Annotated in this window: 6 protein-coding genes; all 6 read left to right on the forward strand. The window is 45.9% G+C overall.

Going from position 1 to position 24,860, the window contains the following annotated elements; translation table 11 throughout:
* Window positions 1-30 precede the first annotated feature (30 nt).
* From QFZ48_RS24850 to QFZ48_RS24875, 6 genes are read left to right on the forward strand one after another with little or no spacing between them, the layout of a single operon-like run.
* Entirely contained in the window at window positions 31-6,126 is a 6,096-nt protein-coding gene (locus tag QFZ48_RS24850; protein ID WP_429064213.1) for an amino acid adenylation domain-containing protein, read from the forward strand.
* 33 nt (window positions 6,127-6,159) lie between these two features.
* Window positions 6,160-8,169, forward strand: a complete 2,010-nt coding sequence (locus QFZ48_RS24855; protein ID WP_429064214.1) for a MupA/Atu3671 family FMN-dependent luciferase-like monooxygenase — start codon at window positions 6,160-6,162, stop codon at window positions 8,167-8,169.
* Window positions 8,170-8,216: 47 nt separating this feature from the next.
* Window positions 8,217-10,085, forward strand: a complete 1,869-nt coding sequence (gene asnB / locus QFZ48_RS24860) for an asparagine synthase (glutamine-hydrolyzing) (RefSeq protein WP_429048584.1) — start codon at window positions 8,217-8,219, stop codon at window positions 10,083-10,085.
* An 11-nt stretch (window positions 10,086-10,096) separates the two neighbouring features.
* The gene (locus QFZ48_RS24865; RefSeq protein WP_429064217.1) at window positions 10,097-10,828 is read left to right on the forward strand and encodes an aspartate/glutamate racemase family protein; all 732 of its coding nucleotides are present in this window, start codon (window positions 10,097-10,099) and stop codon (window positions 10,826-10,828) included.
* 6 nt (window positions 10,829-10,834) lie between these two features.
* Complete coding sequence (locus QFZ48_RS24870) at window positions 10,835-23,827, forward strand: amino acid adenylation domain-containing protein (protein ID WP_429064219.1); 12,993 nt, start codon at window positions 10,835-10,837, stop codon at window positions 23,825-23,827.
* Window positions 23,709-24,860, forward strand: coding sequence for a non-ribosomal peptide synthetase (locus QFZ48_RS24875; protein WP_429064221.1), 1,152 nt, complete (start codon window positions 23,709-23,711; stop codon window positions 24,858-24,860). The genes QFZ48_RS24870 and QFZ48_RS24875 overlap by 119 nt, the downstream gene beginning before the upstream one ends.

Here is a 24,860-nt window from a genome sequence, read left to right on the forward strand (position 1 = left end):
TTTATCAATGGTTTAAAGTGATGATAGCTTATGGATAAGTCCATACTGGATTTTATTGTTAACCTGGGCAACAGGGGCGTGTCAGTGAGGGCACTGAATGGACAACTGAAAATTACCGGGGCACTGTCTTCTTTGAAAGAGGAGGACAAAGAGCGGCTGCGCGCATTTAAACCTGATATTCTGGAATTGTTGGGGCAGGAGGTGGAGGCAACAGCAGATCATTTTCAGCATATTCTACCGGCAGATAACTGCCACGCATATCCGTTGTCATCTTCCCAGAAAAGGCTATGGGTGCTGGGACAGCTGCCGGAAACAAGTATTGCATATCACATTCCTGCAACATTTATCTTCAGGGGGAAGCTGGATATACCATTTTTGACGGAATGTTTCAGGATCATTGTTAACCGTCACGAGATACTTCGTACCACTTTCAGAGAGGATGGATCAGCAGAAGTAAAACAATTCATCTTCTCACCGGATACGGTGCATCTGCGGGTTAAATATCATGATGTCAGAAATGAGATCAATGCAGGCCCGTTGACGAACGATCTGATCATGAAAGAGTTTTCCGCTCCTTTTGATCTCTCCGCCTGGCCGCTTATTCGTACCGGCGTTTTTCATATCGCAGATGATAAGTGGGTGTTCTATTGCATATTGCATCACATTGTCAGCGATGCCTGGTCTATGCGGATCCTGATGAACGAAATGACAGGACTCTACAGATCATTGGTCGCCAATATACCGCCAATGTTGCCGCGACTGCGTATCCAGTATAAAGATTACGCCCAATGGCAGCAACAGCAATTGCAGGGTGGTATATTGGAGAAATCCAGGCAGTATTGGCTTTTGCAGATGGAAGGAGAGCTGCCGCTGCTGGAATTGCCTGTCAGCAGGCCCAGACCGAAAATCAAAACCTTCGGTGGGGATGCGGTGGATACGGTATTGGATAAACGTCTTGCCGGCAAGCTAAAGTCATTCGTTGCGGAAAAGGAAACGACCCTCTTTATGGGATTGCTGGCAGGTGTAGCAGCGGTGTTATTCAGGTATACTGGTCAGCATGATATGATTATCGGCACACCGGTTGCCGGAAGAAGTCATGTTGATCTGGAAGACCAGATAGGTTGCTATATCAATACGCTTCCCTTGCGTATACGCCTGGAAGAGAAGGATAGTTTTTACGACCTGTTGAATAGTACCCGGCAAACAACGCTGGGAGCCTTTGAACATCAGGCCTATCCACTGGATATGTTACTCGATGATCTGCAGTTTCAGCGGGATACAAGCAGGAATCCGCTGTTTGATGTAATGATGGTATTGCAGAATAATGAAGAATACCAGGAAGGTGCAGCTGCATCTATTAATGGCCTGGAAATCGATAGTTACCAGGGAGAGACATATGCGATGAGCAAATTTGACCTCACCTTTTATTTTCATGAAACAACTGATGGCATTTCTCTTAAAGTGGAGTATAACACAGCGCTTTTTGATAGAGATATTGTCCACAATATGGCCGGGCATTTTACACATTTGCTGTCCAATTTGCTGGAGGAACCGCAGGCTCCGATGGTTCAGGTACCCTACCTTCCCGAAAAAGAACAACGATTGCTGGCTGCATTCAACAACACTGCGCAGCCCTTTCCGGATGATAAAACAATCATTGATTTGTTCGAAGAACAGGTGGGTGTATCGCCGGACCGGACAGCACTTGTAGCCGGTGAGAAATCGTTATCTTTCCGGGAGTTAAATGAGTATGCCAATCGACTGAGTAATTATCTGCAGCATATTTACCATATTGGTTCAGATGATATTATAGGTATCCGGCTGGAGAGCAGCGAATGGATGATCATCAGCATATTGTCAGCCCTGAAAACCGGTGCGGCATACCTGCCCATTGATCCCTCCTTCCCGCAAAGCAGGATCGATTTCCTGGTGGCTGACAGCGGTTGCCGGCTTGTAATAGACACAGACGTAGTGGCCTCTTTTCGCGGGTGTCAGGAATCGTACAGTCCGGAAAATCCGGTTATCGTAAGGGATCCATTGGATCTGATCTATGTTATTTACACGTCGGGGTCTACAGGCAAACCAAAGGGTTGTATGCTGGAGCATCGTTCGGTGGTAAACAGGATTTACTGGATGTGGAATCACTACGGGTTCTCAACAGATGACAATATTTTACAGAAAACCGCCTTCACATTCGACGTTTCTGTCTGGGAAATATTTATGCCGCTTTGTTTTGGCGCCCGCATGGTATTGTGCAAAAGAGAAGATTCCGTATCTCCCGACTCGATCCTCTCACTGATTGAAAAGGAAAAGATTACGGTGCTGCATTTTGTACCTACTATGATGAATGCATTTATTGCCCGGTTGTTTTACCAGGAGGATATCGCATACCGGCTTAAAAGTATGCGACTGGTGATAGTCAGCGGCGAAGCATTGTTGCCAGCTACCGTCCGCAATTGGTATGCAAAGGTAAATATACCGGTGCATAACCTTTACGGGCCTACGGAAGCAGCTGTGGACGTTACTTATTATGCCACATCAGCTGATGACGTTGTAATTCCCATTGGCCGGCCAATCTGGAATACCCGTATGTATGTCCTTGACAAGTATCGTGCTTTAGTGCCGCCAGGTGTTTACGGAGAAATTTGTATCGGTGGTATAGGGCTGGCAAGAGGTTATTTAAACCGTCCAGAGTTGTCTGCGGAGAAGTTCATTGCACATCCCTTCAATGCAGGAGAGCGATTGTATTGTACCGGAGACACTGGTCGCTGGCTAAGTAATGGCGATATAGAATTCAGCGGTCGTATCGATGATCAGGTGAAAGTACGCGGCTACCGTATAGAAACCGGTGAAATAGAACATGCCTTACGGAAACATGCAGGTGTTGCCGATGCACATGTAAAAGTATGGACCGATAGTAACGGAAACAAGGAACTGATCGCTTATCTCGCAGGGGAGTCCCATAATGAACGGGAGATACGTGCCGGTCTGGAAATGGAACTGCCGGTATATATGATACCACATCATTTTATTTCTCTTGCTGCCTTTCCGTTAACCATCAATGGAAAAATTGACAGAAACGCACTGCCTGCACCGGATGCATCCATCTCTGCCACCAATACTGTTTTTACGGCAGGTCGTAATGATAAAGAGATACAGCTGATAGCGGTGTACGAGGATGTTCTGAAGAAACGACCTATAGGAATTTATGATGACTTCTTCCTGCTGGGAGGAGATTCTATTAAGTCGATACAGATTGTTTCCCGGATGAAACAGCGTGGATATGTACTTACCATACAGGATGTAATGCGGTATCCTGTCATCGCGGGATTGTCTGCCCACGTAAAAACATTGGAGCGGGAAGCTGAACAGGAGCTGGTGACGGGCGTTATTCCGCTTGCGCCAATACAGCATTGGTTCCTTGATAATTCGGTAACGGATGTGCATCATTTTAATCAGTCCGTTTTACTGGAAAGTAAACAGCCGTTGTCGGTACCAGGTATTAGGGCGGTGCTGGAAAAAATTACATTACATCATGATGCCTTGCGCATGATTTTTCATAAAACAGCTGCAGGATGGATTCAGGAATGCAGGGGAGAAGAACAGGAAGTACAGTTGGAGGTAATTCCCTGGACAGATGAAACTACATTTGCAAAGGAATGCAATCGCGTACAATCCGCAGCGGACCTGAGCAAAGGGCCTTTATTCCGGGCTGTCTTGTTTCATGACCAGGAAAAAGACCTGCTTCTGCTGGTAGCGCACCATCTTGTTATAGATGCCGTTTCATGGCGTATCCTTCTGGAAGATTTATCAGACCTGTACCTGCAATATATGTCAGGGTCCATGCTTCATCTTCCGCTGAAAACAGATTCATTCCGCTACTGGCAGCAACAGCAGCAGCAATATGTTCATAGTGCTGTTTTGAAAAAAGAAGAAGCGTACTGGTCTGCTGTTGAAAGCATCGGGCTGCCGGCGCTTCCTATGGACAATATCAATGGCGGTAACCAGGTGAAAGTAGCAGCATCCCGCTCTTTTGCACTTGATGAAGCTACTACAACAAAGCTGTTGACACAATGCTATAAAGCTTTTAACACAGATATCAATGACATCTTATTGGCCACATTGAGCCTGGCGGTTCATGAAATATTTAATACAACAACTGTAGGCGTGAAGCTGGAAGGGCATGGCCGGGAAGATATTGGTGGCGATATTGACGTGACCCGTACCGTGGGATGGTTTACAACGATGTATCCTGTGGTGTTCGACATGTATTACCACAGCGATCCGCTGCGTCACCTCATCGCTGTAAAGGAAGTGCTTCATCGCGTACCGGGCAAGGGAATAGGTTATGGTATATTACGTTATGCCGGTGCGCGGCCATATTGTCTTGCACCACAAATACTTTTCAACTATCTCGGTGATTTCGGGCATGCAGTGGGTACCGGAAACAGCTCCGCCGTTTTTTCCTTCTCCGGAGCTTATCGCGGAAATGAAGTGTCTGCAGACAGAGAACGCGGTGTGCTCCTGGAAGTTTCCGGAATAGTAATGAAAGGCTGCCTGCAAATGTCTGTGGAATACAGCAGCCAGCAATACAATGTCACTACTATAAATGCACTGATAGCGGCATATCACCGGCACCTGGCTGCATTGATTACCCGCCTGTCGGCAACCACTAACAAAGTCCTTACTCCGGTGGACCTTACGTATAAAGACCTGAGTATAGATCAGGTAATACAGTTACAGCAGCAAATACCGCTGGAAGATGTATACAAGTTAAGCCCGCTGCAGGAAGGATTGTATTTTCACTGGGCGGCCACGCCAGGCTCTCCTATGTATTTTGAACAGGTGAGTTACCGGTTGAAAGGTGCACTGAATATGGCGCTTTTGGAGAAAAGTTATTATATGCTAATTGCACGCCATGCCGTTTTAAGAACCCATTTTACGCAACGCTTTGGCGAAAGGATACTTCAGGTAGTGGCCCAATCGGTAAAAGAAGGGTTCACTTATGAACAGATCAGCAGCAATGTTGACCACCAGATTGAACAGATTAAACAACAGGATCGTGCCCGCGGATTTGACCTGAATAAAGGTTCACAGATGCGTCTCACCGTACTGGATGTAGGAGGCGATAACTGGGAGTTTATCTGGAGTCATCATCATATCATCATGGACGGCTGGTGTATCGGCATCCTTGTAAAAGAGTTTTTTTATATCTATGATAGTCTGCTGGGTGGACAGGAACCGGTGCTGATGCCCGTACATTCCTACGCGAAGTATATACAGTGGCTGGAAAGCATCAACCGGAATGATATGCTGCGCTATTGGCGTGATTATCTTTCAGGTTACGATACCGTCAGCACGTTGCCGCAGAAACGGGACACCATAAGAAGGCAGGCGGTCGTTAAGCGCCGTTCTTTTCACATCGGCGGGCTGGCCAGGAAAAAGATAACAACACTGTGCGCGGAACTCCGTATTACAGAGAATATATTCATCCAGGCAGTATGGGGAATACTGTTATCTGCCTACAACGCCAGGAACGATGTTGTTTTTGGAGCGGTGGTATCCGGCAGAGCAGGCCATCTGGAGGGAATAGAAGATATGATTGGTTTCTTTATTAATACGATTCCCGTTCGTATTCAATACGACAACCTGTTAACCATCCGTTCACTGCTGCTGGGGATTAAAGAAAGTCTTGTACTGGGAGAGTTGTATCATTATACCCAACTGGTGGATATCCAGGAGGAAAGCGGGTTCGGTAAGCATCTTTTTAATAATATCCTGATATTTGAAAACTACCCCGTTCAGGAAATAATAAAACGCGATTTAAAAGAGAAAAGCGTTTGGGAAGATTTGTCCTTTACCTCTAAGGGAGGCTATGAACAAACCAACTTCGACTTCGTGGTGGTAGTGAGCCCTGGAATAACCTTCAATATAGACTTTTGTTACAATGCCAATATTTATGAAGAGTCACTGGTAGAAAGGCTGCAACAGCTGTTGGTATATATAGCAGAGGCGATGTTAAAAGAGCCGGACGGCCTTGTATCTGCTATTAACTATCCAGGCACTGGTGATAGCGCCTCCAAAGACGAAACGGCATTCAGTGCCGTTATCAGCGACAATTTCTGAACACTTCAATACCGTAATCTTTAATTATCAGTTATGAAAATTGCAACCCGGCAAGGTTACGATACGGCTATTGTATCCGCAGAGATGACTTTTACAGTGGATATGCTGCGGCGCAAAACTGCCCGGATCGGACAGCAACTGAAGCAAAAGAAATGGATACCCGGAAGTCCTGTTCTCATATATGTAGCATCAGCAGGTGATCTGCTGGCTGCCATGTGGGCGCTCATTTATCATCGCAGCACCTTTGTTCCTGTAAACCCCGGCAGTGATGTTGCCATGATCACCACGCTGGCGCAGTATTGTGGTGCCGGTGCAATCATAACAGAGCAACGCTACGGGGAGTTTCCCCCAACAGTAGACACTATTTTAACAGACGATGATATCCCGGAAGAAACAGTTGAAGCTATCACAACAGATGACTATGATATCAATTGCATCTTCCGGGAAGGAGATAAAATGGTTTCGTTTCATCATGATGATATAACTGCATTCTATCAGGAACTGGATATGCTGATGACGCCAGCGGAACGGCAGCGGATTATGCTGGCAGGTAATATTCCTTTTACAGAACAAACGTTGGAGTTGCTGTGGGCTTCCGTAAAAGGTATAACGGTGGTCATGGATCAACTGAAGGATCAGGCGTCCGCAGCGCAGTATATCTACCTGAAGCCTCCATTCTCCATGGATTTCAGTTTGTTTCATTTTGGCAGTTATGTAGATAACTCACAACAGGACAAATATGGTTTGCTTTTAGATGCCGCCACATTTGCAGACACACATGGTTTCAAGGCTATCTGGACACCGGAACGGCACTTTAATGAGTTTGGTGGATTGTATCCCAATCCATCAGTATTGAGTGCAGCATTGGCGACTCATACCCGCAATGTGCAGATTCGTTGTGGCAGCCTGGTTTCACCGTTGCATCATCCGGTGAGAATTGCGGAGGACTGGGCGTTGATCGATAATTTATCAAACGGGCGGGTTGGAATATCCTTCGCTTCCGGATGGCAATGTGACGATTTTATTTTCTTTCCCGGGAAGTATGCAGACCGTCACCATCATATGCTGGAGCAGATAGCGACTGTGAGGCAGTTGTGGGCAGGTGAAAGCGTTCCCGCCATCAACGGGCTTGGAAATGAAATTCAGGTGAAGATATTTCCCCGGCCAATACAACAGGAATTGCCCATCTGGATCACCGTGTCGGGTAAGATAGAAACCTTTGTGGATGCTGGCAGGATGGGCGCCAATATTCTTACGCACCTGCTGTGGCAAAACACGGATGAGTTGATTGATAAGATAGCAGCCTATCGGACTGCATTGAAGGATAGCGGATTTGATCCTTATTCCCGGAAGGTGACTGTGATGGTGCATACTTACCTGGGAGAAGATGATGAACAGGTAAAACAGCAGGTTAGAGAGCCACTGAAAAATTATATCCGGTCGTCGACACAGCTCATACAAACCATGGCCAAAAGTAATGCGGCCGCCGGTAACTCGAAAGAAGTAGCTGGCCGTTATGGCGGATTGAACGATCAGATTGCAGACGAATTACTGGAGGAGCTTACTGAGCTGGCTTTTGAACGCTTTTTTGAACAGGCCGGATTGCTCGGATCTGCGAAAAAAGCAGAACGACTGCTGCATAAACTTAAATCTTATGATGTAGATGAGGTAGCCTGCCTTATTGATTTCGGTTTGTCACGGGAAGATATTCTCGAAGGACTTCACCGCCTCAACAACCTGAGAACCTTGTACGCTGAACAACCCAGCATCCCGCCTTCTATATCTGCGCTGCATTGTTCGGCTTCCTTATTGCGCATGGCAGGGGAGCAACCCTGGCTGCTGGCGTGTTTGTCAGCTGTACAACATATTCTTACAGATAGTGATGAACTGGACGGAACGCCGGCATTATTGCTCAAAAAAGTTAAAGTGGTACGTGCGGATACAGCAGGGAAAGGTAATAGAAGGGTTTATGCAAATAACGTTATTGACATACAATCGGATCCGGATTCAGCCTTTATAGGCGCTTTAAGTGATGAATTTTAATTCATCCGGTAAACCGAAATAATTCGCACTTGACTTAAATAGTAATTATGTGTGGTATCGCAGGGATTTATGGTGTGAAAGCGCCTGTTCATATTGACGAGAAACTCGTGGCAGAGATGGCCAACGCTCTTTATCACAGGGGGCCTGATGATTTGTCGTGTTATGTTAACAGCCGCGTGGGGTTGGGTTTCAGAAGACTTAGTATCATCGATCTTGATCATGGCCGCCAGCCTTTTTTTAGTGAAGACGGACAGGTAGTGCTGATATGTAATGGAGAAATATACAACTACAAAGAATTACGAAGGGACCTGGAACAGAAAGGATATCGGTTTAAAACCCATTGTGACGTAGAAGTGGTATTGCACCTGTACCTGGAAGAGGGGCACTGCTTTATGAATAAATTGAATGGGCAATTCGCTTTCTGTATTTATGATAACCGCGACAACAGTATTTTCCTGACAAGGGATCAATTTGGTATCTGTCCATTGTTCTATACGATTACAAATGATGTACTTGTCTTTGCTTCTGAAATCAAAGCGATACTTAAGCATCCCGATGTTAAAAGAGCCGTGAATCTGGAGGGATTGGATCAGGTATTCAGTTTCCCCGGCCTGGTAAGTCCGGTAACCATGTTTAAAGACATTTTAAGCCTTGCTCCGGGACATTTTCTCCTCGTAAAACAGGGCAAGGTATCATTGATGGAATACTGGGACCTTAATTATCCGGAACAAGGTACTGTGGAGTACCACCCAGAATCATACTATCTGGAGAAGCTGGAAGAACTGCTTATTAAATCGGTAAGATACAGGATGAATGCAGATGTCCCTATTGGGTTTTATCTCAGCGGCGGACTTGACTCATCATTGGTCGGTGGTATTATGAAATCGATATCGCCCGGGAGTAGTTACCCGGCATTCTCTATTGGCTTTCCGTCGGACAGGGAAATGAATGAGCGCCAATATCAACAACAGGTAGTAAAATACCTGGGTAGCCCTTCTAATGAGATAGGGTTTGATCCGACAGAAGTAGAAGCCCGGCTTAAACAGGCGGTATGGTCATCGGAATGCGCCTTGAAAGAATCTTATAATAGCTGTTCCCTGGCCCTGTCGCAAGCGGTAAAGGAGAAGGGGATAAAAGTGATATTGTCCGGAGAAGGCGCGGATGAATTTTTTGCCGGATATGTAGGTTATAAGTTTGATAAGCAACGCACCGTGAACGCTGGCTTCAAACCATTGGAGGAACAGTTGGAAGATGAATACCGGTTGAAATTATGGGGTGATCAGAACTTCTTCTACGAGAAAAACTACTATGAATTTACAGATGTAAAACGCAGCATTTATTCGAAGGGAGTACGGGAGCAATTTAAAAGCTTTGATGCCACCAATACCCTGAAGTTTAGCAAAGAACGCATCCGAAACAGACATGTATTACATCAGCGCTCCTATATAGATCTTAAGCTCCGGTTGTCTGACCACCTGATTGCAGACCATTGTGACCGTATGACATACGCCAATTCTGTAGAAGGCAGATTTCCATTCCTGGATCCCGAACTTGTAGAGTTTATCAAAACCATTCCGCCGGATCTGAAATTGAATGGGCTGAATGAAAAATATATACTGAAAACAATCGCCGGAAAGTATGTGCCATCCGGAATTATCGATCGGCAGAAGTTCGGATTTATTGCGCCGGGCAGCCCCGATCTGCTCAAACAAAACGTCGAATGGATCAATGAAATGCTTTCATACGACCGCATTAAAAAGCAGGGATACTTTGACCCGGATATGGTAACAAACCTCAGGAAACATTATATGGCGGATGGTTTTCGTTTGAATTTGCCTTATGACAGCGACTTGCTGATAGTAGTCCTGACATTTAACATTTTGCTGGAACTATTTGATTTGCCCAACATTAATTAATGATTCTCCTTATGGTTCACAAAAAAAAACTGGGAATAGTAGGAGGAATGGGATCCCGTGCCGGCGCACTATTCTTACAGAAGATCATAGATCTTTCGCCGGCTTCATCTGATCAGGATTTCCCGGAAATCATCTTCCATAATAATTCCTGTATTCCTGACAGAACGAAGGCTATCCTATATAATGGCCCCTCGGCTTTAAATGATATTCTGAAATCCATTGAACTGTTTAATAGCAGTGGTGTGGAAGTAATATCTATGGCTTGTGTTACCTCTTACTATTACTACGATCAGTTCAAGCATTATACGAATGCCAGGATTATAAATCCTCTTCACCTGATTTCGGATGCAGTGCGCGAAGCTTCTGCAGGCGCATCCAGAGTAGGTGTGCTGGCTACCAGCGGTACTATTAGTGCAGGACTGTTTCATGCTGTACTGAATAAGGAAGGCTTTGAGGTAATAACGCTCAATAAAATTGACCAGGAAGAAATCTTCATGCGTGCAGTTTATATGGAAGACGGCTTCAAGTCGGCCAATATTTCGATGGAAGCGAGAGCCCTTATGGATCTTGCTTTTGAAAAGATACTGGCGGCAGATGTAGACGTAGTGATCGGCGGATGTACAGAGGTGTCACTGGGGGCGCCGTCTATGCTGCAGGATGGCCGTTTCATCGATACACTGGATTTACTGGCAAGAAAAACGGTAGAAAACTGTTACAGTACCAATTATATAACCATTGAATAGCTTAAAATGAATAAGAAATTGATTCATAGTGTTTTTGAAGGAGTGGTACACACCAACCCCTCAAATATTGCCATTGAAACAGCTGATGGGCAAATGTCCTATTCCGACCTGAATATTTTCGCGAACAGAATATCCGCTTTGCTGAAACATATCGGATGCGGGAAGGGGACCATTGTAAATGTGTTGGTTCCTCCGTCTATACAGATGATCGCCGCCATGATTGGTGTTTTCAAAAGCGGAGGTATTTATCTGCCTGTTGATATCAATTTCGCTGAAGCGCGGTTGTTGCAGATATTTAAAGATACGTTTAACGGGATCATCATCATAGATGCCGGTCTGCAGGATACATTCCTTTCTATTGCGCAGCGACTGGAAATACCGTCCGCGCACTATATCATAGTGGATGGGCAGAACAATATCAGCATCTATAGATATGAGCAGGGCAGCATTACACCACAGGCTTTTGAAGAACAGCCGACCTGGAAAGATAATCCGCCATTAACGGTAGAAGGAGATGATAGTAACTATATCTTTTATACATCCGGAACTACCGGCAACGCCAAAGGTATTGAAGGAGCACATGCAGGGCTGAGTCATTTTATACATTGGGAAATCGGGGAGTTTGGTATCACGGCTGATGTAAGGGTTTCTCAATTGACCCAATTCACTTTTGATGCTTCCCTGCGTGATATTTTTGTTGCACTTATTGCAGGTGGTACTTTGTTTATTCCGCCTGCCGATGTAAAAACAAATCCGGCCAGCCTGCTGCAATGGTTATCTGACAATAAGATCACGCTTATTCACTGCGTACCTTCCTTATTCCGGGTGTTCATAAAAGAAATGCAATGGTCGGATGCACGGCGATATGATCTTAGTAACCTGCAATACCTGCTGATGGCCGGGGAGATGCTATATGCCAAGGATATCCTGGAATGGCGCAAGCTGGCAGGCGATCATGTGCAGTTGGTGAATTTGTATGGCCCCACTGAAACGACCATGATCAAATCCTTCTACAGAATAGGGCAGGTACCGGAGAATCCTTCTCAGGGCATCCCTGTGGGAAGTCCTATCAGTAATACCAATATTGCCATTATCAAAGATGGATATATCTGTAACGCGGGTGAGATTGGAGAAATATATATCAAAACACCCTTCGCTACCAAGGGATACTATAAAAATGAAGCACTTACCGCGGAATGCTTCGTACAAAACCCTTTAACACAAAAGGATAAAGACATCGTCTATAAAACAGGTGACCTGGGCCGGTATCTTTCCGATGGACATATTGAAATACTGGGTCGCCTGGATAGCCAGGTTAAAGTAAATGGTATCCGTGTTGAATTGATAGAAATAGAAAAAGCACTACTGGAATTGGATAATGTGCACCAGGCGGTGGTAAAACCATACCGGACGGACGACAATTCTATTTCGCTGATTGCTTATTATACCGGGATAGAGAAAAGTGTGGATGATTTCCGCTACTTGCTAGCCCGCAGACTCAATGCTCAGATTATTCCTTTTTACTTTATTCGACTGGAAGCATTTCCATTGAATGTAAACGGGAAAATAGATAAGAAGGCTCTACCGGTTCCGGAAGATATTCTTATGGGCGGTATTGATTTTGAAGCGCCGGAAGGAGAGATAGAGGAAAAGCTGTCCGAATTCTGGAAGGAAATTCTCGGGTACAAAAAAATTGGTAGAAATATTTCTTTCTTTGGTGTGGGTGGTCACTCCCTCCGCGCTATTCAGCTGGTATCGAGGATACAGAATCAATTCAATATCACGATCCGGATAGCCGATATCTTCACGGAACATACGATCAGAAAACAGGCATCTTTTATTGTTGCCACCATGAATACCTCGTATGTATCCATTCAGCCCGCAGCAGTGCAACCGCATTATGCGCTGTCTTCTGCACAAAGGCGTCTTTGGGTACTTTGTCAGTTTGAAGATGGTAACATGGCCTACAATATGCCGGGAGCGTATATTCTTAAGGGAGCATTGAACAGAGATGCACTGGAGAACGCATTTAACCAGCTGATTACGCGGCATGAAAGTTTAAGAACTGTTTTTCGTGAGCAGGACGGTGGCGAGATCCGTCAGTTTATCCTTTCACCGGAAGATATTAATTTTAAGATCCCTTATAGCGATTTTCGGAATAAAGCAGATAAGGAAGCACTCATAAAGAAAATTATCAGAGCAGAAAGCCTGCATCGCTTTGATCTTTCCCGGGGCCCGCTTTTACGTGCAGTATTGTTTCAGCTGGATGATGACAGACACGCGTTAATATACACCATGCATCATATTATAAGTGACGACTGGTCTATGCGTATTTTGGTGGAAGAACTGTTTGCCCTTTACAATGCGCATGTATTAAACAGAGAAGTACACTTAACAGCGCTGCGCATTCAGTATAAAGATTATGCAGCGTGGCAGCAGGAACAGTTGAGAGGAGAAGCACTTGAAACACATCGAAATTACTGGCTGGAGCAATTCAGCGGAGCGCTTCCCGTACTGCAGCTTCCGGCAGACAAGCCGCGGCCAGCCGTTAAGTCCTACAATGGCGATATTATTTATGGTGTAATTGAGCCGGAACTTGCCTACAAATTCAAGACGTTTTTGCAACAGCAGGGTGATACATTGTTTATGGGATTGCTTGCTGTTGTTAATGCATTGTTATACCGTTATACCGCACAGGGTGATATTATTATTGGCTGCCCGGTGGCCGCCAGAAGTAATATAGATCTTGAAAACCAAATCGGTTTCTATACGAATATTCTCCCGCTTAGAACAAGGTTCAGTAGCGACAGCACCTTTGCGGAGTTGCTCCGGGAAGTAAGGCAGGTGACCGTTGATGCCTATCGTCATGAAGCATTTCCGTTTGATCAGCTGGTAGATGAGTTGAGGCTAAGGAGAGATATGAGCCGTGCTCCGCTATTCGATGTGTTTGTAGATCTGCACGATACTGTAGCCAAAAGTAAAATCAATGCAGAGATCGGACAGAACGATCTGGAGATAACGCCATATGAGGAAGAGGAACATCATGTCAGTAAATTTGACCTGACTTTTATGTTCACCAATACAGAGAAAGAGATTTATTTGTCTGTTGAGTACAACACAGATATATATAATAAAGAAACAATTCTGCTGCTGTATACCCACTTCCTGCAATTGATGGAAGCTGCCACAGCAGCGCCATTTGTAGCGGTGAGTAAGCTTAAATATCTATCCGCCAGTGAGGAAAAGACTTTATTGTCAGCATTTAATGAGGAATACGAGGTGCAATTTCCTTACCAGCCCGTACATGTTTTGTTTGAAAAGAATGCAATGTTGTCTCCTGACGCCATCGCCGTTGTGTTCCAACAGGAATCTTTTACTTATCAGCAATTGAATGACGCTTCCAACCGCGTGGCTGATTATTTGGCGAATGAGAGCGCGGTGAAACCGGGAGAAAGTGTCGGTATTATGCTAGACCGGTCTGAAAAGATGATCATTGCCATATTGGGAATATTAAAAGCGGGAGCAGTTTACGTACCGATAGATCCGGCTTATCCCGAAAAACGTAAAGAATATATTATGAGGGATGCAGCGCTGAAAGCGCTGATTACTCAAACAGATTACATTTTTGATATCAGTTATTTTGAAGGAAGTCTTTTTGCTATTGACGCACAACTGGAAACGATTGCTGAATCAGGTCAATATACCATTCAAACGACATCCCAGTCGAACCACCTGGCTTATGTGCTTTATACCTCAGGATCTACCGGAATGCCGAAGGGTTGTGAGATCACGCATGGCAGCCTGTCGCATTATGTGCAGTGGGCCCGTCATCATTACCTGGGCAATGGGCTGAAAGGCAATTTCGCATTATTTACTTCGTTGTCGTTCGACCTGACAGTCACCAGTATTTTCAGCCCGCTGATCAATGGATCTACCTTACATATTTACGGACAGGAACAACCGGTGACAGATATTCTGCGTGACAGCTTCGGGAAAGACAGCGGGATAGATTGTATGAAGCTGACCCCTTCACATGTACGTTTGCTGAAGGGATTATCGTTGGAATCTTCCCGTGTTTTGTGTGTAATTGTGGGCGGCGAAGCAGTGATGCCAGATGATGTGTCCACGCTGAAAGCGTTGAACCCGGAAATGAAGGTGTATAACGAGTATGGCCCTACGGAGGCTACTGTAGGCTGTGTGGTGAAAGAACTGGAGTTGAACACGGAGATATTGATAGGGCGGCCGATCGCAGGAGCAGAAATATGTATACTTGATAGTCAGCGGTCGCTGGTACCGGTGGGTGTTTATGGCGAAATATGTATTGGGGGTGCGGGGTTGGCAAGAGGATATCTGAACCGCAAAGAATTAACAGAAGAGAAATTTATTCCTCACCCTTACCGGGAGGGTGAACGTCTTTATTTAACAGGAGATACCGGCAGATGGCAGCCCAACGGGGAAATAGCATATGCCGGCCGGACGGACGAGCAGGTGAAGGTACGTGGCTACCGCATTGAAACAGCAGAAATAGAACATGCACTGTTAAAGGGAGGATTTACTTCAGCGGCAGTGGTCAAAGTATGGCCAGGTGAGGATGGAGAAAACGAACTGGTAGCCTACCTGGCAGGAGAGTCTCACGACATTCCGCAGCTACGCGCTTACCTGCTCACACAACTGCCGGGCTACATGATCCCGCATCAATTTATTTCGATACCGGAAATTCCATTGACGACTAACGGTAAAGCCGATCGTAAAGCCTTGCCTGCTCCGGGAGTGACTAATACGGTAGCCGGAAGTGAGTATATCGCTGCGCGCAATGAAGTAGAAGCACAGCTGATTGCAGTTTATGAAGAAGTGCTGAGAAAGCAGGGGGTTGGTGTGCAGGACGACTTCTTTATGTTGGGTGGTGATTCAATCAAATCGATACAGGTTGTATCCCGTCTTAAGCAGCGGGGTTTCATCCTCACGATTCAGGATGTGATGCAGCATCCGGTGATCGCCGATCTGTCTCTCTGCGTCAGGACATTGGGTCGTGAGGCCAGCCAGGAGCTGGTCACCGGTCACATTCCACTCAGTCCTGTTCAACAATGGTTTTTTCAAACGGCCGTTGCAGCGCCGCATCATTATAATCAGTCGGTATTACTGGAAAGCAGGGAGCCTTTAGCAGTACCCGCGCTGAAAGCAGCGCTGGATAAGATATTACTTCATCATGATGCGCTGCGGATGGTATATCATTCCACTGCCACAGGCTGGCTGCAGGAGAACAAAGGTAGCGAGCAGTCATACCTGCTGGAGATCATTGACTGGACAGATGATGTCTCTTTTGCCGCGTGTTGTGATCGTATTCAGCGCAGTGCAGACCTGGATAAGGGACCGCTGTTCCGGGTGGGGTTATTTCGTGGTACTGGGAAAGACCGGTTGTTACTGGTCGCCCATCACCTGGTGATAGACGCTGTATCATGGCGTATTCTTCTTGACGATCTTTCTTCTCTTTACCAGGAATATGCGGCTGGTATCTCTACTGATCTTCCAGCTAAAACAGATAGTTTCCAATACTGGCAGCAACAGTTGCAGGAACATGCGAAGAGCAGTGTGTTGAAGTCAGAGCAGCCTTACTGGGATGCTATTGAAGGGGTAGCAGTAGCAGGATTACCGCTGGATAATGTGGGGGGCAGTAATCAAATAAAAGATATTGACACCTGCGCTTTTGTGCTGGACAAGGATATGACGAGCCGTTTGCAGGTGAGCTGTTATAAAGCCTGTGGCGCGGAGATGAATGATATCCTGTTGACCGCGCTGAGCCTTGCTGTACAGGAAGTGTTTGAAACAGATGATGTTATGGTGCGGCTGGAAGGTCATGGCAGAGAAGACATCGGCAACGAGGTAAATGTAACGCGTACTATTGGTTGGTTTACAACCATGTATCCTGTGGTCTTTAATATGCGGTACCACAAAGATCCGGTGCGTCAGCTGATTGCAGTGAAAGAAAAGTTGCACCGCATACCGTCAAAAGGAATTGGTTATGGGGTATTGCGTTATATGACAGAACAGGGATATAAATTACAGCCACAGATTGGTTTTAACTATCTGGGCGATTTCGGGGCTGTGCTAAATAAAGAGCAAACCGTTTCAGCTTTTACTTTCTCAGGTGTTTACCGCGGTGTTGAAATACCTGCGGACATGGAGCGTGATCTGCTGCTGGATGTATCCGGCATGATAGCAGATGAAAGAATGAAGCTGTCTATTGATTATAGCCGGGAACAATTTAATCATGCTACTATAGACAGACTGGCAACTGCATTCAGACAACATCTCGAAGTGTTGACGGATAAATTGTCGGCAGCAACCGTAACAACGCTTACGCCGGTTGATCTTACCTATAAGGAACTGGAGGTAGAGCAGGTGATGGAACTGCAAAGGGAAACCATGCTGGAGGATGTATATACACTGAGTCCTTTCCAGGAAGGATTGTATTACCACTGGCTGGCCACTCCCGGTTCCCCTATGTATTTTGAACAGATGAGTTACCGGCTGAAGGGTAAGCTGGATATCGCGATATTAAAGCAAAGCTATTATACGCTTGTATCCCGCCATGCGGTGATGAGAACCTATTTTACGCAACGTTTTGGAGAGCGCCTGTTACAGGTGGTATCCCGATCAGTAAGCGAAGGGTTTTCCGTTCTGGAACCGGCAGGAGATGGTGAAAGCTTTGTGGAAGCATTCAGGGAGCAGGATCGCCTTCGGGGTTTTGATCTTCATAAAGGCTCACAGATGCGGTTGACGGTAATTGATATGGGAGAAGAGATGTATGAGTTTGTATGGAGCCATCACCATATCATCATGGATGGCTGGTGTGTGAGTATTTTGGTAAAAGAATTTTTCCAGATATACGAAGGGTTAAAAACCGGTGTGGCGCCAGAGCTGGGTAGGGTATACCCTTACGCAGGATACATTAAATGGCTGAATAGCATTAATAGTAACAATACGCTGAACTATTGGCGTAATTACCTATCGGGATATGATACCGTGAGTACGCTGCCCAGAGTGAAAGCGCCGGAAATAAAGTATCGGGGCACACAACAAAGTTTGTTGATAAGCGGAGATATAAGAACCGATATCAGAAAATTATGCACCGTTGCCGGCATAACGGAAAGTACATTCATACAAACTGTCTGGGGAATATTACTGGGCAAGTATAACGATACAGATGATGTGGTATTTGGTACGGTTGTTTCAGGGCGTCCGGCGCACCTGGAAGGAATGGAAGAAATGATAGGTCTATTCAGTAATGCGATACCGGTACGTATACGTCCTAAAAAAACATCCAGCATCCGGAATTTACTGAAAGAAGTACAACAGATGTGGATTGAAGGGGCGGACCATCACTACATGCAGTTGGCGGAAATACAGGCCGCCAGCAGCCTGGGAAGGAATCTGATGGATCATATGCTGGTGTTTGAAAATTATCCGGTAGTAGAAGCCGTGGAGGAAAATATGGAAAGTGTAAGAGGACTCTCCGTATTATCCAGTGGTATTTTTGGTCGCGCCAACTACGACATGATGATCACCGTTATTGCACGGGATAGCATTGTGATCAAATTTGATTACAATAAATATGTGTACGAAGACAGTCAGATAGAACGTATGAAATCTCATCTGATGGGTATTGTGAACGCCGTGCTGAATGACATAGACGCCGCTGTTGTATCTCTTGATTATATCGGGAAAGAGGAGCAACAGTTATTATTAAAAACGTTTAACAATACTACTGTAAGGTATCCTGCAGAAAGTACGCTGATAAGTCTTTTCCGCGATCAGGCCATTCGCATTCCGGATGCCGCATCTGTTATATTTATGGATAAGCAGCTCAGTTACCGGGAGTTGGATGAGCAATCCGACCGGCTGGCAGGTTATCTGCAACAACAGTATGCACTGAAACCTGGGGATCGTATTGGGATGATGCTGAACCGGTCGGAAAAAATGATTATCACCATCCTGGGTATCCTGAAGGCAGGTTGCTGCTTTGTACCGATTGATCCGGAGTATCCGCAGGCAAGGAAATCTTTCCTTATCAACGATGCTGCTGTACCCGTGTTGATTACCGAAACGGATCATATCTTCAACCTGGATTATTACGGCGGCGCGATTATCGCCATCGATCTGCAACTGGACACCATGGCCCAGCCTCTGGTTGGCAGCTTACCGCTGGTCAGCGCAAACCAGGCGGCCTATGTAATTTATACCTCCGGTTCTACCGGTACGCCCAAAGGTGTTGTTATCGAACATCATGCAATTGTGAATACGATTCTTTCACAGCGGGTTACTTTCGATATACAGGATAATGAAAGAGGATTACAATTTGCTTCTCCTTCCTTTGATGCATCAGTATGGGAAATATTTATGATGTTGTCCACAGGTGGCGCCTTGTATATTATTGATGAAGACAGTAAGCGGAATCCCGCATTATTGGAAGCTTATATCGCCGATAACGCCATTAACATCGCTACCATTCCACCTGCTTATCTAAAGCTGTTGAATTTATCTGGTATTGGCAGTCTCACCAGGCTGATTACCGCCGGAGAGGCAGCTATCAAAGGTGATGCGCTGGCATTCCTGGAATACGGTACTTATTTTAACGCCTATGGTCCGGCGGAATCCAGCATATGCGCTACGGTATTCCGCGTGGAAAAAGGTGACGAAATTCCCTACAATAGTGTTCCTATAGGAAAACCGATTGCGAACACGCAGTTATATATTCTGGGAAGGGATCGTGCATTGATGCCCATAGGTGTATATGGAGAAATTTGTATTGGAGGAGCAGGTTTGGCACAAGGTTATTTAAACCGGGAGGAGCTGACAGCAGAACGGTTTATTCCGCATCCTTTTGATGAAGGGCAGCGTTTATACCGGACCGGTGATGTAGGGCGCTGGTTGCCAGATGGCAACATTGAATTCAGTGGCCGCCTGGATGCACAGGTGAAGATCCGTGGTTACCGGATAGAAACGGGTGAAATAGAACATGTGCTGCAAGGGCATGATAGTGTGACTGGCGCAGTGGTGTTGCTTTGGCAGGGTAAAGAAGGACCGCCTGAACTGGTGGCCTATATTGCCGGAGGTGCTCATGATGAGCAGGCTATCCGTGCTTATCTGGGGGCGCATTTACCCGTGTATATGATCCCGCATCATTTTATTTCCCTGCCGGAATTCCCGGTAACGGTGAATGGAAAAACAGACAGGAAAGCACTGCCCTCTCCTGAAGATATGGCCCGGCCGGCAAATGTTATCTACGCAGCGGGCCGTAATGAAACAGAGTTACAGCTGATTGCTGTATTCAGCGAGGTGCTTAAAAAAGAGGGTATCGGCATTTATGACGATTTCTTTATGCTGGGAGGAGATTCTATCAAGTCTATCCAGATTGTAGCCCGCCTGAAACAACGGGGTTATTCGCTGAACATCCAGGATGTAATGCAACACCCGGTTATTGCGGAGTTGTCGGGCTGTGTGAAAGCCCTTACCCGTCAGGCCTCACAGGATATCATTAGCGGTGAGATTTCTCTGAGTCCGATACAACAATGGTTCTTCGAATCCTCCGGATCTGCGCTGCATCATTATAATCAGTCTGTATTGCTGGAAAGCAGCGGTCGGTTATCCGTGCCAGGGTTGAAAGCGGCACTGGACCGCATCCTGTTGCATCATGATGCCTTAAGGATGGTTTACCGGCATACAGCAGCAGGATGGGTGCAGGAAAACAGGGGTAGCCAGCAGGGCTATATACTGGAAGTGCATGAGTGGACAAATGATGCTGACTTTGCGGCCGATTGCAACCGGCTTCAATCCGGAGTGAGCCTTGAAGAAGGCCCGCTGTTCCGGGTAGCATTGTTCCAGGGAGGAGCTAAAGACCGGTTGTTACTGATAGCTCATCACCTGGTGATAGATGGGGTATCATGGCGTATTATATTCGAGGATCTATCTTCGCTTTATCAGCAATATATCAGTGGGGTTAATGCAGATCTGCCTCAGAAAACAGATGCTTTCCATTACTGGCAACAACAGCTGGAGGAATTTGCAGTGAGTGAAACGCTGCAGGCAGAAGAAGCTTACTGGTCTGCGATTGCATCCAGGCAGGTAAAGGGGCTTCCGGTAGACCATGTGACTGGTAGCAACCAGGTAAAGGATATTGCTTCCTGTTCCTTTGTACTATCTACGGATACGACTACACGCTTGTTAACCCGCTGTTATAAAACCTATAGCACAGAGATCAACGATATTCTCCTGACTGCCCTGAGCCTGGCGGTGCATGAGGTTTTTGCCGCCACGGAGGTGGCGGTGCGCATGGAAGGGCATGGTCGGGAACAGATTGGGGGCGATGTGGATGTGACCCGTACGGTAGGGTGGTTTACCACTATCTATCCGGTGATATTCGATATGCAATATCATGCAGACCCGGTTCGTCAACTGATTTCAGTCAAGGAAGTGCTGCATCGTGTACCCGGGAAGGGGATTGGTTATGGAGTACTACGTTATATGGGGCGGCGGCCATATAGGCTTGAACCGGAGATTACTTTCAATTACCTGGGGGACTTCGGATCAGGTGTAGACGCGGCTGATGGTACCTCGTTGTTTACTTTTTCGGGTGACTATCACGGAGAAGAAACGCCCGTTGACAGAGAGCGGGGTGTGTTGCTGGAGGTAAGCGGTATGGTGGTAGAAGGATGTTTACAGATGTCTCTCAGGTACAGTGAGCAGCAATATACTGCCGATACGATGAACAGGTTGCTGAAAAGCTACCGTGATCATCTCGACCTGCTGATCAATCAGCTGTCTGTCGACAGACCCACCGTGCTCACACCGGTAGATCTTACTTACAACGGGTTAAGTGTGGATCAGGTTATGCAATTGGAAAAGGATATTTCTCTGGAAGATATCTATCCACTCAGCCCTTTACAGGAGGGGTTATATTATCACTGGGCAGCGTCACCAGGATCTCCGGCTTATTTTGAGCAGATGAGCTATCGTCTGAAAGGTCATCTGGATATGGATATCATTGAGCAATGTTATTACGCGCTTATATCACGTCACGCAATATTAAGAACACATTTTATACAGCACTTAGATGACCGTATACTTCAGGTGGTAACCCGGATTACAGATAAAAGCTTCGCCCTGGAAAAGGTGAGTGGGGATCCGGAAAGCTTTATGAGTCGCTTCAAGGAAGAGGACAGGTCGAGGAGTTTCAACCTGAACAAGGGCTCGCAAATGCGTTTAACAGTCCTCGATATGGAAGATGACACGTATGAATTTATCTGGAGTCATCACCACATTATTATGGATGGTTGGTGCATCAGCATTCTTATAAAAGAATTCTTTCAGTTGTACGATAGCCTGAAAGCCGGAGTGCAACCTGATCTGAAGAAGGTACATCCCTATGCGGAATACATAAAATGGCTTGGCACCATCAATAAGGAAAGCTCGATGCGCTATTGGCGGAGCTACCTGGCTGGGTATGATACGATAAGCACATTGCCCAAGACGAAAACATATGGTGCGGCGTACCGGAGTGGCAAACAAAAGCTACAGTTGCATTCTGAGCTGATGACGGCTGTCAGGAAAGTATGTGCGGAAGCGGGTGTTACAGAAAATACGTTTATCCAGCTCGCATGGGGGATTTTGCTTAGCAGGTATAATAATTCACGGGATGTGGTATTCGGTACCATTGTTTCGGGCCGTCCGGCCAGTCTGGAAGGCATTGAAGAAATGATAGGCCTGTTCAGCAATGCGGTACCGGTACGTATTCGTTTGGATAAGGATAAAGCCACCACTGCATTGTTGGAAAGAACTCAACAGCTGGCAACTGAGTGTAGCAGCCACCACTATGTACAATTGGCGGACGTGCAGGCAGAATCAACACTGGGAAGAAATCTGTTCGACCATATTCTTGTATTCGAAAATTTCCCGGTGGCATCTGTTCTGAAAGATAATATTGAAAAAAACAGTCTGGCAAGCACTTTAAGTTTCCTGTCTTCTGAAGAGTTTGACCGGTCCAATTATGACCTGACGCTTACTATTCATCCCGGCGATACCACAGATTTGTTGTTTAACTATAACAGCAGCGTATATCCGGAATCGCTCATGCTACAGGTAAAGTCGCATTTATTACACATAATAGAACAGCTGGCGACTAACATGCCTGTCAATAGTGATGAGGTAGATATTTTCAGTATCATAGAAAAACAACAGCTACTGGAAACATTTAACGATACAAAAGTGAACTTCCCTTATGCAACGGTGATAGAAATGTTTGAAGCAAAGGTGATGGAAATACCGGATCATACTGCGATCACCTTTGACGGAGGTAGCTTATCCTATAAGGTACTGAATGAAGAGGCAAATAAATTCGCGGATTACCTGGCGGAAAAGTACGAAGTAGATAAGGGCGATCTGGTTGGTATGAAACTGGAACGTAGCCAATGGGTTATCATCTCCATACTGGGCGTTCTGAAAGCAGGTGCGGCCTATCTTCCAATTGATACTGCATATCCGGAAGAGCGTATAAAGTACCTCATCAACGATGGAAATTGCAGGCTTGTAATAGATGAAGAAACAATACAACAATATCTACAGGGTGAATCACCAGGGCGGGAATCCCGCCGGTTTTGTAACCCCGGGAACCTGGCCTATGTTATTTACACCTCTGGTTCCTCCGGACAACCCAAAGGGTGCGCTATTACACATGCCAGCCTGGCCAATTATATACAGTGGGCCAATAATTATTATTTCAAAGACAAGTGTCCGGCAAACTTTGGTCTGTTTACATCAACATCTTTCGACCTGACGGTGACCAGCATTTTCTGTTCAATTACCAGTGGTGCTACCCTACATATTTATGGTCATCAGGAAGAAATGCTGGAAATTTTTCAACATAGCTTTAGTAAAGCAAGCGGTTATACGCAGTATCAAACTAACACCTGCCCATATCAATATTCTGAAGGAGCTGTCTATTAAGTCATCTTCCATGCAGTGCGCTATTATTGGAGGAGAAGAAGTGAAGCAGGAACATGTGAAAATACTTAGGAACATAAATCCAAACATCCGGATTTATAATGAGTATGGCCCTACAGAAACTACGGTAGGATGTGCTGTAAAGGAATTGGAGGAAGATACACCAATATTGATTGGGAAACCTGTGGCCAATACCCGGATGCTGATCCTTGATCATGAACTCAGGTTATGTGCGCCAGGTGTTTCCGGAGAAATATATATCGGTGGGGCAGGGCTGGCTCAGGGCTACCTGAACAAGCCTGATATCACAACAGAAAAATTTATTCCGGATCCTTACGCCCCGGGATCGCTTTTATATAGAACGGGAGATGTTGGTTGGTGGATGCCGGATGGAGATATCGGATTCCTGGGCCGTGCAGATGATCAGGTCAAGATCAGAGGCTACCGCGTAGAACCGGGAGAAGTGGAAAATCTGCTTCAGGCTCATATAGATATTGATATCGCGGTAGTAGTTGCCACCGGAAAGCCTGCCGATAAACATTTGGTGGCCTATATAACCAGCAAACAGCCCATCAATCCGGAGGTTATCAGGACTTATCTTTCCGGCCTGATCCCGGAATTTATGATACCGGCCCGCTTTGAACAAGTAGCAGCATTTCCGTTAACGCCCAACGGAAAAATCGACAGGAAAAGTCTTCAGGCAAGCCTGCAACCTGCACATATTACAGCAAATGTTTACCTGTCACCTGCCAATGAAACAGAGGAAAGATTGCTCCATATCTGGCAGGAGCTGTTGGGAAAAGAGACAATCAGCATGGAAGACAACTTTTTTGCCCTGGGAGGCCATAGTCTTAATGGCATGAAGCTGTTGGCCCAGATACACCGTGAATTTAACGTAATCATTAAAGTGAAGGATTTCTTCGATAAGGCTACTATCCGGGAAATCAGTAACGAGGTGATGAGAATTGAATGGCTGAAAAAGAAACACGAGGAACATATTGATAATCTAATTCCAGAGAAAAGCTTCACACTTTAG

It is taken from the genome of Chitinophaga sp. W2I13 (assembly GCF_050434005.1).
Taxonomy (GTDB): domain Bacteria; phylum Bacteroidota; class Bacteroidia; order Chitinophagales; family Chitinophagaceae; genus Chitinophaga.

Excerpts from the sequence above, each read along its gene's own strand:
- QFZ48_RS24850 (WP_429064213.1), top strand. The coding sequence starts at position 31 with ATGGATAAGTCCATACTGGATTTTATTGTTAACCTGGGCAACAGGGGC.
- QFZ48_RS24855 (WP_429064214.1), top strand. The coding sequence starts at position 6,160 with ATGAAAATTGCAACCCGGCAAGGTTACGATACGGCTATTGTATCCGCA.
- asnB (WP_429048584.1), top strand. The coding sequence starts at position 8,217 with ATGTGTGGTATCGCAGGGATTTATGGTGTGAAAGCGCCTGTTCATATT.
- QFZ48_RS24865 (WP_429064217.1), top strand. The coding sequence starts at position 10,097 with ATGGTTCACAAAAAAAAACTGGGAATAGTAGGAGGAATGGGATCCCGT.
- QFZ48_RS24870 (WP_429064219.1), top strand. The coding sequence starts at position 10,835 with ATGAATAAGAAATTGATTCATAGTGTTTTTGAAGGAGTGGTACACACC.
- QFZ48_RS24875 (WP_429064221.1), top strand. The coding sequence starts at position 23,709 with ATGGTCATCAGGAAGAAATGCTGGAAATTTTTCAACATAGCTTTAGTA.